Origin of the sequence: Pseudomonas thivervalensis, assembly GCF_001269655.1 — a bacterium.
In the GTDB taxonomy this organism is placed as follows: Bacteria; Pseudomonadota; Gammaproteobacteria; order Pseudomonadales; family Pseudomonadaceae; genus Aquipseudomonas; species Aquipseudomonas thivervalensis.
The window spans coordinates 16,368-28,132 of record NZ_LHVE01000004.1 but is presented as its reverse complement, the minus strand read 5'-3'; the positions used below and the strand labels follow the sequence as shown (position 1 = coordinate 28,132).

At 59.9% G+C, this 11,765-nt stretch carries 11 protein-coding genes; all 11 read right to left on the bottom strand.

What is annotated here, in order from left to right:
* Positions 1-64: 64 nt before the first annotated feature.
* The 11 genes from lpxD to rpsB all read right to left on the bottom strand — a co-directional run bounded on the left by lpxD (position 65) and on the right by rpsB (position 11,610).
* The gene (gene lpxD, locus AD659_RS04865) at positions 65-1,120 is read right to left on the bottom strand and encodes a UDP-3-O-(3-hydroxymyristoyl)glucosamine N-acyltransferase (RefSeq protein WP_053118861.1); all 1,056 of its coding nucleotides are present in this window, start codon (positions 1,118-1,120) and stop codon (positions 65-67) included.
* A 3-nt stretch (positions 1,121-1,123) separates the two neighbouring features.
* Complete coding sequence (locus tag AD659_RS04860) at positions 1,124-1,627, bottom strand: OmpH/Skp family outer membrane protein (RefSeq protein WP_003184901.1); 504 nt, start codon at positions 1,625-1,627, stop codon at positions 1,124-1,126.
* A gap of 45 nt (positions 1,628-1,672) precedes the next feature.
* On the bottom strand, positions 1,673-4,060 hold the full coding sequence (gene bamA / locus AD659_RS04855) for an outer membrane protein assembly factor BamA (protein ID WP_053118859.1): 2,388 nt from the start codon (positions 4,058-4,060) through the stop codon (positions 1,673-1,675).
* Between the two features lie 74 nt (positions 4,061-4,134).
* Positions 4,135-5,487: an RIP metalloprotease RseP gene (rseP, locus tag AD659_RS04850; protein WP_053118857.1), complete on the bottom strand. Its 1,353-nt coding sequence runs from the start codon at positions 5,485-5,487 to the stop codon at positions 4,135-4,137.
* Positions 5,488-5,539: 52 nt separating this feature from the next.
* Complete coding sequence (gene ispC / locus AD659_RS04845) at positions 5,540-6,730, bottom strand: 1-deoxy-D-xylulose-5-phosphate reductoisomerase (protein WP_053118855.1); 1,191 nt, start codon at positions 6,728-6,730, stop codon at positions 5,540-5,542.
* Positions 6,727-7,533 carry a phosphatidate cytidylyltransferase gene (locus AD659_RS04840; RefSeq protein WP_053118853.1) on the bottom strand — a complete coding sequence of 269 codons (807 nt, stop codon included), beginning with the start codon at positions 7,531-7,533 and terminating at the stop codon, positions 6,727-6,729. Before AD659_RS04840 ends, ispC begins: the two co-directional genes overlap by 4 nt.
* Complete coding sequence (uppS, locus tag AD659_RS04835) at positions 7,533-8,288, bottom strand: polyprenyl diphosphate synthase (protein ID WP_053118851.1); 756 nt, start codon at positions 8,286-8,288, stop codon at positions 7,533-7,535. Before uppS ends, AD659_RS04840 begins: the two co-directional genes overlap by 1 nt.
* A gap of 13 nt (positions 8,289-8,301) precedes the next feature.
* Positions 8,302-8,859, bottom strand: a complete 558-nt coding sequence (gene frr, locus AD659_RS04830) for a ribosome recycling factor (protein ID WP_053118849.1) — start codon at positions 8,857-8,859, stop codon at positions 8,302-8,304.
* Positions 8,856-9,599 carry a UMP kinase gene (pyrH, locus tag AD659_RS04825; protein ID WP_003184915.1) on the bottom strand — a complete coding sequence of 248 codons (744 nt, stop codon included), beginning with the start codon at positions 9,597-9,599 and terminating at the stop codon, positions 8,856-8,858. Before pyrH ends, frr begins: the two co-directional genes overlap by 4 nt.
* 211 nt (positions 9,600-9,810) lie before the next feature.
* Positions 9,811-10,677, bottom strand: coding sequence for a translation elongation factor Ts (tsf, locus tag AD659_RS04820; RefSeq protein WP_053118847.1), 867 nt, complete (start codon positions 10,675-10,677; stop codon positions 9,811-9,813).
* Between the two features lie 195 nt (positions 10,678-10,872).
* On the bottom strand, positions 10,873-11,610 hold the full coding sequence (rpsB, locus tag AD659_RS04815) for a 30S ribosomal protein S2 (protein ID WP_053118845.1): 738 nt from the start codon (positions 11,608-11,610) through the stop codon (positions 10,873-10,875).
* Positions 11,611-11,765: the final 155 nt, after the last annotated feature.

Genomic DNA, 11,765 nt, shown 5'->3' with positions numbered 1-11,765 from the left:
ACGCGCACTCCGCTAGCAAATCAAGATGCCCTAACGGCTGTGCACACTTGATATGGAAATGGTATCAGCCATCTGATGAAGCATTACCGCCAGGGGTCACGTCCCCTACACGCTTTTCCACCTGCTTGAGGCGCCGCGCGATGTCGTCGAGCTGGCGGATACGCGCCGCGCTCTTGCGCCATTCGGCTGCCGGCTGCATGGCTGTGCCGGAAGAATAGGCACCCGGCTCGGTAATCGAGTGGGTCACCATGGTCATTCCGGTCAGGAACACGTTGTCACAGATATCGATATGGCCAACGAGGCCCACGCCACCGGCGAGCATGCAGTGCTTGCCGATCTTGGTGCTGCCGGAGATGCCCACACAGGCGGCCATGGCGGTGTGGTCACCGACCTGGACGTTGTGAGCGATCTGGATCTGGTTGTCGAGCTTGACGCCATTGCCGATGACCGTGTCGGCCAGAGCCCCGCGGTCGATCGCGGTGTTGACGCCGATCTCCACGTCATCGCCAATGGTGACGCCACCAATCTGGGCGATCTTCTGCCAGATGCCTTTCTCGTTGGCAAAACCGAACCCTTCGCCGCCCAGCACAGCGCCGGACTGGATCACCACCCGCTTGCCGATGCGCACATCGTGATACAGGGTGACCCGTGGCGCCAGCCAGCCGCCTTCGCCGATCTCGCTGCGTGCACCAACAACGCAATGGGCGCCCAGCGTGACGCCGGCACCAATTCGGGCAGCGCTTTCGATAACCACGAACGGACCGACGCTGGCCGTAGGATCAACCACCGCATCTGCCGCAATCACCGCGCTGGGATGTATACCGGCAGCCGATTTCGGCTTGGGATCGAACAGATGGGAAATGCGTGCATACGCCAGATACGGATCGGGCACGATCAGGGCATCACCGGCAAACCCATCGGCATCAGCGGCCTTGAGCAACAGCGCGGCCGCCCGGCTGTCGGCCAGGTATTTGCGGTATTGGGGGTTTGCCAGAAAGCTCAACTGAGCTGGGCCAGCCTCTTGCAAAGTGGCTAGCCCAGTGATTGCCTTCTCCGGGTCGCCACGCAGGGTGGCGCCGAGGAACTCGGCCAATTGGCCGAGCTTGATAGTCGCTGTCATGGATTACTTCAGCTGATTCATGCGCTCGATCACTTGGCGCGTGATGTCGTATTGAGGCTTGACATCGATCACTGCGCCACGCTCGAACACCAGGTCAAAACCACCTTTCTTGATGACTTCTTCCACGGCGCTGTCGAGTTTCGGCTTGAGTTGCTTGAGCATTTCGCGGTCGGCAACAGCTTTCGCTTCGTTCAGCTCCTTGGATTGGAACTGGAAGTCACGGGCCTTTTGCTTGAATTCAAGCTCCAGACGCTCGCGCTCGCCCTGGGCCATCTTGTCGCCACCGGCGACCAGTCGATCCTGGATGCCCTTGGCGCTGCTTTCCAGGCCCTTGAGCTTGGTCAGTTGCGGGCCGAATTTTTTCTCCGCATCCACGGCGTATTTCTTCGCCGCGTCGGATTCCAGCAGGGCCATCTGATAATTCAGCACGGCAATCTTCATGTCGGCAAAAGCCGGACCTGCGACCAGTACGGTCGCCAGGAGAACCAATTGAGTCAACTTACGCACGATGTACTCCTACAAAATCCATTGTCGTTATCTTGGGCCGGACGATTAGAACGTCTGGCCGAGGGAGAATTGGAACACTTGGGTTTCAGCGTCATCCGGTTTCTTGATCGGCATCGCCAATGCGAAGCTCAAGGGACCCAGCGCGGTAACCCAGGTCACGCCCACGCCGACGGAACTGGCAAGGTTGCTGAGGCTGATGTCGTTGCATTCCGCATTGGATGACGTGCCATTGTTGTTGGTGGCGTTATCGCAACTGGAGTCGAATACGTTACCCACGTCCCAGAATACCGAGGTACGCAGGGAGCGCTGATCCTTGACGAACGGCATTGGGAACAGTACCTCAACCCCGCCCTGGATCAGGACATTACCACCGAATGGCAGCGGATCCTGGTCCGGATCTCGGATGGTCCCTTGGTTGCCAGTGACGGATGCGCCACGGCTCGGCGTACTGCGCGGTCCCAGGGTGCTGTCCTTGAAGCCACGTACCGAGTTGAAACCACCCGCGTAATAGTTCTCGTAGAACGGCAGGCCGTCAGTCGAACCGTAGCCATCGCCATAACCCAGCTCGGTGTGCAGGCGCATGGTGTAGTTATCGGTCAGCGGTTGGAACAGTTGGCCGCGATAATCGAGCTTGAAGAACGACAGGTCGCTGCCCGGTACGGTCGATTCAAGAACCAGGCTCTGGGAGTGACCACGTGTCGCCAATACCCCCTTGTTCAGGGTCGACTCGGACCAACCAACAGACGCCTTGAAGTTCAGGTACTTGTCGCCTTCCTTCTCGACGAAATCGAAGATCTCGTCAACGGTATAGCGGCCAGTGCTGATCTCGTCCTGCTGGGCGGTGAGCCCGAATGTAAGCCGCGAAGTCTCGCTGATTGGATAACCTACGTTGACACCGGCACCCAGGCTGTCAACTGCATAGCTGGAAACATCGGAATCGAGTTCGTCGTAGTCAGTGGTGCGATAGAAGGCGTTGTAGCCCAGGCTCACGCCGTCGGCGGTCCAGTAGGGGTCCACGTAGCCGAAGTTGTAGCGGGTCTGGTATTCACTGCGGGTCAGGCCGATGCTGACCTTGTTACCGGTACCGAGGAAGTTGTTCTGGGTGATCGAACCGCCCAGGATCAAGCCTGCGCTCTGGGCGAAACCGACGCTCGCGGTGATCGAGCCGGAAGCTTGCTCTTCGACGCTGTAGTTCACATCGACCTGGTCATCGACGCCCGGCACAGCCGGCGTCTCGACGTTGACTTCCTTGAAGAAGCCCAGGCGCTCAAGGCGGGTCTTGGACTGATCGATCAGGTAGGTCGACGCCCAGCCACCTTCCATCTGGCGCATTTCACGGCGCAGCACTTCGTCCTCGGACTTGGTGTTGCCACGGAAGTTGATGCGGTTGACGTAGGCACGCTTGCCCGGGTCCACGGCGAAGGTGATGTCGACGGTGTGGTCTTCATCGTGCGGCTGCGGCACGCCGTTGACGTTGGCGAAGGTGTAGCCCTCGTTACCCAGGCGACGGGTGATCAGTTCGGACGTGGTGGTCATCAGCTTGCGCGAGAACACCTGGCCCTTCTGCACCAGCAGCAGCGACTTGACCTGATCCTCGGGAACCTTCAGGTCACCGCTGAGCTTGACGTCACGAACGGTGTACTTCTCGCCTTCGTTGACGTTAACGGTGATGTAGACGTGCTTCTTGTCCGGGGTGATGGACACTTGGGTCGAAGCGATGTCCATGTTGATGTAGCCGCGGTCCAGGTAGTAGGAACGCAGGCGCTCCAGGTCACCGGAGAGTTTTTCACGGGCGTACTTGTCGTCGTTCTTGAAGAACGACAGCCAGTTGGTGGTCTTGAGTTCGAACAGGTCGATCAGGTCTTCGTCGGGGAAAACCGTGTTGCCCACCACGTTGATGTGCTGGATGGCCGCCACGGTGCCTTCGTTGATGTTGACCTTCAGGCCGACACGGTTGCGCGGCTGCGGCACCACTTCGGTGTCGACAGTGGCCGAGTAGCGGCCCTGGGCAACGTACTGGCGTTGCAGCTCGTTACGCACACCTTCGAGGGTGGCGCGCTGGAAGATCTCGCCTTCGGCCAGGCCGGATTGCTTGAGGCCCTTCATCAGGTCTTCAGTGGAGATCGCCTTGTTGCCTTCGATCTCGATACTGGCGACCGACGGGCGCTCGACTACCGTGATGACCAGGACATTGCCGTCGCGGCCCAGCTGGATATCTTGAAAGAAGCCGGTCTTGAACAGCGCACGCGTGGATTCCACCAGGCGCCGATCATCCGCCTGCTCGCCGACGTTCAACGGCAAGGCACCAAAGACGCTACCCGCGGAAACCCGCTGGAGGCCGTTGACGCGAATATCAGAGATAGTGAAGGACTCGGCGTGAACTTCGGCGATCATCAATACGGTGAGAACCGCAGTTAGCAGCAGACGTTTCATGAAGTCCTTTCTTATTCCAACTGGCAATAAACAAACTGCCGCAAAATGCGGCAGATTCGCAATTCAGCGAAGCGTTACAGACGACCCAGATCGTTGACGAGGGCAAGTAACATGACCCCGACCACCAAGCTGATACCGATCTGTATCCCCCAACCTTGCACCCGATCCGACAAGGGACGACCACGCGCCCACTCGATCAGATAAAACAGCAGATGCCCCCCATCCAGTACCGGGATAGGCAGCAAATTCAGAACCCCCAGGCTAATGCTCAGATAAGCAAGGAAATTCAGGAAATCAGCGACGCCCGACTGGGCAGAAGCGCCCGCCACTTTAGCAATGGTTATCGGTCCACTCAAGTTTTTTACCGAGAGCTCGCCGAACAACATTTTCTTGAGTGAGTCCAGCGTCAGGATGCTCATGGTCCAGGTACGACGCGCACCCTCGCCAATCGCCGCCACCGGGCCGAAACTGACCTCGCGGATCATTTCCGGCGGCCAGTCGACGGCCTTGACGCCCGCCCCCAGGTAACCGGTCGGCGCCTTGCTCTCGCCGCGGGCGGCCAGGGTCACCGGGACGTCGATTGGAGCACCGTCGCGCTCGATGCGCAGCAAAATTTTGGTATCAGGACGTACACGGACCGAATCGACTACCTGCTGCCAGTCACCCACAGGCTGGCCATCAAGTGCCAGCAACCGATCGCCGGTTTTCAGGCCAGCGGCCTGGGCCGGACCTTTCGGGTCGAGTTCAGCGAGTATCGGCGGCAACGCCGGACGCCATGGCTTGATCCCCAGGGAACGGATCGGATCCGGCTCGTCGGCCCCCTTGAGCCAGTTATCCAAGACCAGTTCGCGAGGCGAATCCACGGTGGAGCCCTGCTCGCGCACCATCAATTGCAACGAACCGCTCTCGCCCAGGCGCCGCACCAGTTGCAGATTGACCGCTGCCCAGCCCGATGTCGGCTCGCCGTCGATCGCGACGATCTCCTGCCCGGCACCCAGCCCGGCACGCGCGGCCACGCTGCCGGTCTCTACGCCACCGATGACCGGGCGCACCTGCTCGCTGCCCAGCATGGCCAGGCCCCAGAAAAACACCAGGGCCAGCAGGAAGTTGGCAATCGGTCCCGCCGCGACGATAGCGATACGCTGACGGACGGTCTTGCGATTGAAGGATTGATCGAGCTGATCGGCTGGGACTTCGCCTTCGCGCTCGTCGAGCATCTTGACGTAGCCGCCCAGCGGGATGGCCGCCACGACGAATTCGGTGCCCTTCTTATCGTGCCAACGCAGCAGCGGCATGCCAAAGCCCACGGAAAAACGCAGGACCTTGACGCCGCAGCGACGCGCGACCCAGAAATGACCGAATTCGTGAAACGTGACCAACACCCCCAAGGCAACCAGGGTGCCGACAATCATATAGAGCGCGCTCATCTGTTTTCTCCGCAATCCTGTCCAGGGCAACCCTGGCTAACGTATCGCAGCTTCAACGCCCGTGGCGCTGCAGCCATTGGCCCGCCAACTCACGAGCCCTGGCATCCGCCGTAAATACCGTATCGAGGTCATCGACCGAAACCACGGCCTCGAGATTCAAGACTTCCTCGATGATACTCGCGATCTCGAGGTAACGGACACGCCCATCGAGAAACGCCGCAACCGCCACTTCATTGGCCGCGTTAAGCATGGCCGGCGCACTGTTGCCCGCCTCGGCCGCCTGTCGCGCCAGGCGCAGGCAGGGGAAGCGCTGCTCGTCGGGAGCCTGGAAATCCAGGCGCGCGATGGCGAACAGGTCCAGCGGCGCAACACCTGAGTCGATGCGCTCCGGCCAGGCCAGGGCGTTGGCGATCGGGGTGCGCATGTCCGGGTTGCCCAACTGGGCCAGCACCGAACCGTCGACGTAGTCCACCAGGGAGTGAATCACGCTCTGGGGATGGATCACCACTTCAACCTGGGACGGCTTGGCATCGAACAGCCAGCAGGCTTCGATCAGCTCCAGCCCCTTGTTCATCATGCTGGCCGAATCCACGGAGATCTTGCGCCCCATGGACCAGTTCGGGTGCGCACAGGCCTGCTCGGGTGAAACATGCATCAATTCTTCCAGCGGCGTCTGCCGGAACGGACCACCGGAGGCCGTCAGCAAAATCCGCCGGACCCCTACCGCACCGAGGCCACGGGAAAAATCCTGCGGCATGCATTGAAAAATCGCATTGTGCTCGCTGTCGATGGGCAGCAACACCGAGCCGCTTTTGCGCACGGCCTGCATGAACAGCGCGCCGGACATCACCAGCGCCTCTTTGTTGGCCAGCAGGATCTTCTTGCCGGCTTCCACCGCCGCCAGCGTCGGACGCAGGCCCGCCGCACCGACGATCGCCGCCATCACGGCGTCGACTTCGGGGTCGGCAGCCACTTGGCAGAGCCCCTCCTCCCCCACCAGCACACGGGTTTGCAGGCCGGCTGCGCGCAGATCGTCCTGCAACGCCCGCGCCACACCAGCCTCGGGCACCACGGCAAACCGTGGCGTGTGGCGGATGCACAACGCCAGCAACTCACCCAAGCGCGTGAAACCACTGAGGGCGAACACCTGGTAGCGCTCCGGGTGCCGGCCAATCACGTCAAGCGTACTCAGGCCTATGGAACCGGTCGCACCAAGGACAGTGATCTGCTGGGGGCGACTCACGATGCCGCCATCCACAACAGCACGGCAAAGATCGGGATCGCGGCGGTCAGGCTGTCGATGCGATCCAGCACACCACCGTGACCGGGCAGCAGGTTACTGCTGTCCTTGATCCCGGACTGGCGCTTGAACATGCTTTCGGTCAGGTCGCCGACCACCGACACAAATACGATCAGGGCGGCGCCAATAAGCCCCATGAACAGTTGCGCGACCGTCCAGTCCCGCACAAAGCCGACCGCGGTGGTGATCACCAGGCTCAGGGCCAGGCCGCCATAGACCCCTTCCCAGCTCTTGCCGGGGCTGACCTTCGGCGCCAGCTTGCGCTTGCCGAAGGCCTTGCCGGAGAAGTAGGCGCCAACATCGGCGCCCCAGACCAGCACCATCACGGCCATGATCTGCCAGTTGCCCAGCGGGCCTTGCTTGATCCAGATCAGCCCCTGCCAGGCCGGCAGCAGGATCAACAGGCCGATCACCAGCTTGGTCGCCGCGTTGGCCCAATGATGCGTCGTTCGTGGATAGGTCAGGACCAGGAAGGTCGCCATCGCCCACCACAGCACCGCCGCACCCAGCACCCAAGGCGCAAGGCCGGGCAGCACGTACATGATGAACAACATGGCGGCCACGGCCGCTGCATAGGCCACGCGCGCAGACTGCGCAGGAAAACCCGCCAGCCGCGCCCATTCCCATGCGCCCAAGGTCACGACCAACCCGATGAACAGCGCAAAACCGGCACCTTTGAGCAGGAAGAAACCACCCAGGGCGATGGGCAACAGGATCAAGGCGGTGATGATTCGTTGTTTAAGCATTAAACCCGGGCTCCAGCTTCGATCTGCTCGCTCGTTTTACCGAAGCGACGCTGACGGGAAGCGAAATCGGCCAGTGCGGTGCGCATGGCTTCGTGTTTGAAGTCCGGCCAGAACAGGTCGGAGAAGTACAGCTCGGCATAAGCCAACTGCCAGAGCAGGAAGTTGCTGATGCGATGCTCGCCACCGGTACGGATGCACAGGTCCGGCAATGGCAGGTCGCCAGTCGCCAGGCAGGTTTGCAACAGCTCAGGGGTGATGTCTTCCGGACGCAAGTGCCCGGCCTGGACTTCCCGCGCCAGCCGCTGGGCAGCCTGGGCAATGTCCCACTGGCCACCATAGTTGGCGGCGATCTGCAGGACGAACCGATTGCTGCCCGCCGTCGCGGTCTCGGCTTCGCGCATCGCCGCCTGCAATTCAGGATGGAAGCGCGAGCGATCACCGATGATGCGCAAGCTGATCTTGTTGTCGTTGAGGCGCTTGGCCTCACGACGCAGGGCCTTGAGGAACAGGTCCATCAAGGCGCTGACTTCATCGGCCGGACGCTGCCAGTTCTCGCTGGAGAAGGCGAACAAGGTCAACACCTCGACCCCTGCCTCGGCGCACACCTCGATGACCGCACGAACCGCATCGACCCCCGCCTTGTGCCCGGCGACGCCAGGCATGAAGCGTTTCTTGGCCCAGCGGTTGTTGCCGTCCATGATGATCGCCACGTGGCGCGGCACCGCGAACGGCACGGCCTGCTTGGTCTTTTCCATGAAAACGAGACCCTTATACGGCCATCAGGTCTTTTTCTTTCTGCGCCAGATTAGCGTCGATCTGTGCCACGTATTTCTTGGTCAGGTCGTCGATCTCGCCAGTGGCGCGACGCTCTTCGTCTTCGCTGATTTCCTTTTCCTTGACCAGGTCCTTGAGCTGGCTGTTGGCATCGCGGCGGATGTTGCGCACTGCGACGCGAGCATCTTCAGCCACATCACGGGCCTGCTTGGTGAAGCCCTTGCGGGTTTCTTCAGTCAGGGCCGGCATGGAGATCAACAACAGCTCCCCCAGGTTGGTCGGGTTCAGGTTCAGGCCGGCACTGCCGATGGCCTTGTCGACTGCGCCCAGCATGTTGCGTTCGAAGGCCACGACCTGCAGGGTGCGCGCGTCCTTGACGGTGATGTTGGCCACTTGCTTGATCGGGGTGTCGGAGCCGTAGTACGGCACCATCACACCCTCGAGGATGCTCGGGTGGGCCTGGCCGGTGCGGATGCGACCGAAGTTGTGGGCCAGGGACTCCAGGGATTTCTGCATGCGCTGTTCAGCGTCTTTCTTGATTTCGTTGATCATTGTTGAGCTTCCTCGATCAGTGTTCCTTCGGCGCCGCCATGGACGATATTCAGCAGGGCACCGGGCTTGTTCATGTTAAAGACGCGCAACGGCATCTTGTGGTCGCGGCACAGGCAGATAGCCGTCAGATCCATTACGCCCAGCTTGCGATCCAGCACTTCATCGTAGGTCAGATGATCGAACTTCTCGGCATGCGGGTCCTTGAACGGGTCAGCGGTATAGACGCCATCGACCTTGGTTGCCTTGAGCACGACATCGGCATCGATCTCGATCGCTCGCAGGCAGGCAGCCGAATCCGTGGTGAAGAACGGATTACCGGTACCGGCGGCAAAAATCACCACTTCCTTGGCATTGAGGTGACGCATGGCTTTGCGGCGGTCGTAGTGATCGGTCACACCAACCATGGAAATGGCTGACATCACGATGGCGGAGATATTGGCACGCTCCAGCGCGTCGCGCATAGCCAGGGCGTTCATCACAGTGGCCAGCATGCCCATGTGGTCGCCCGTGACCCGGTCCATGCCGGCCGCGCTCAGCGCCGCGCCGCGGAACAGGTTGCCGCCGCCGATGACCAGGCCGACCTGAACGCCGATCCCGACCAACTGGCCCACTTCCAGGGCCATGCGATCCAGCACTTTCGGATCGATCCCGAACTCTTCCGAGCCCATCAGGGCCTCGCCGCTAAGCTTGAGTAGAATGCGTTTATAGCGAGCCTGATAACCACTGCCCTGCTGAGCCATTGCGAATCTCTCCTGCGGCGTATTTTCGAAAATTCTTTGCGGGCTGTTTGCAGCCTGCGTTCACTCTAGCTTGACGCTGACACAGCGTCATCGGAACACGGCTTTGTAAGCCAGTTCCGACAGGAAACCAATAAAAATCGGCATCCCCATCTGAAAAGAGGCTGCGCGCATAAGCGGGCAGCCTCTTCAGGGCGACAGTTAAAAAACTGTCTTATTGCTTGGAAGCAGCCGCAAGCTGAGCAGCAACTTCGTCAGCGAAGTTGTCTACTGGCTTCTCGATGCCTTCGCCCACTTTGAAGTAGGTGAAGGAAACGATTTCAGCGCCGCCTTTCTTGGCCAGTTCACCGACCTTGATTTCAGGGTTCTTGACGAACGCCTGCTCAACCAGGCTGGCTTCAGCCAGGAACTTGGTGATACGACCGGCAACCATTTTTTCAACGATTTCGGCAGGCTTGCCCTTGATCTTGTCTTCGTTGAGCTGCATGAACACGGCTTTTTCGCGCTCGATGGCATCAGCGGAAACTTCCGACGGCAGCAGGAACTCAGGGTTGCTGGCAGCGACGTGCATCGCGATGTCTTTGGCCAACTCGACGTTGCCGCCTTTGAGGGCCACAACAACGCCGATCTTGTTGCCGTGCAGGTAGGAACCGACAACATCACCTTCGACGCGAACCAGACGACGGATGTTGACGTTTTCGCCTACTTTGGCAACCAGGGCTTCACGAGCCGATTCCTGAGCGGCGATCAGCGGAGCTGCGTCGGTCAGTTTGTCGGCGAATGCTTTTTCGACGCTGGCGGCAACGAATGCCTTGAAGTCGTCTTGCAGGGCCAGGAAGTCGGTCTGCGAGTTGACTTCGATGATAACGGCAGCTTTACCGTCATCCTTGATACCGATCGCGCCTTCAGCGGCAATGTTGCCGGCTTTCTTGGCAGCCTTGATGGCGCCCGAAGCACGCATGTCATCAATGGCTTTCTCGATGTCGCCGCCAGCCTTGGTCAAGGCTTTCTTGCAATCCATCATGCCTTCGCCGGTACGCTCGCGCAGTTCTTTGACCAACGCTGCAGTAATCTCTGCCATTTCAAAATCCTCTTGGATAGGTTTTCAACCATTCCACCCGATCGAACGGGCGATCAATTCTTCCTGGAAAACCACTGCTTATAGGCCGCGGCAGGTTACAAACAGGTCACTGCGCTGGCGGCAAATGGTTTTCGAGGTGGCAAAAAGGGGGCCAAGCCCCCTTTTTGCTTACTGAGTCAACGCCAGGGGCGTCGATTACTCAGCGGCTGCTGCCGGAGCTTCTTCAGCGAAGACTTCGGTGCCGCCATTCACGTTGTTGCGACCACGGATCACAGCGTCAGCCATCGAACCCATGTACAGCTGGATGGCGCGGATGGCGTCATCGTTGCCTGGGATGATGTAGTCAACGCCTTCCGGGCTGCTGTTGGTGTCGACAACGCCGATGACCGGGATACCCAGCTTGTTGGCTTCGGTGATCGCGATGCGCTCGTGATCAACGTCGATCACGAACAGTGCGTCAGGCAGACCGCCCATGTCCTTGATACCGCCCAGGGAGCGGTCCAGCTTCTCAAGATCGCGAGTGCGCATCAGCGCTTCTTTCTTGGTCAGCTTGGCGAAAGTACCGTCTTCGGACTGGACTTCAAGGTCACGCAGACGCTTGATGGAAGCGCGAATGGTCTTGAAGTTGGTCAGCATGCCGCCCAACCAGCGGTGATCGACGTACGGCGAACCGCAACGTGCTGCTTCTTCAGCAACGATCTTGCCAGCGGAACGCTTGGTGCCGACGAACAGAATCTTGTTTTTGCCCTGGGCCAGGCGCTCTACGAAGGCCAGTGCCTCGTTGAACATCGGCAGGGTTTTTTCAAGGTTGATGATGTGGATCTTGTTACGCGCGCCGAAAATGTACTTGCCCATTTTCGGGTTCCAGTAACGGGTCTGGTGACCGAAGTGCACACCGGCCTTCAGCATATCGCGCATGTTGACTTGGGACATGATAGTTCCTTGATAAGTCGGGTTTGGCCTCCACGTATCCCAATGACCAACCAGCGGCTATATAGCCGAAGGCACCCAGGTCATCGTGTCGACACGTGTGTGGATTTAAGCTTACGGGGTCATCCCCGAAAGCGGCGCATTTTATACCACAGCAG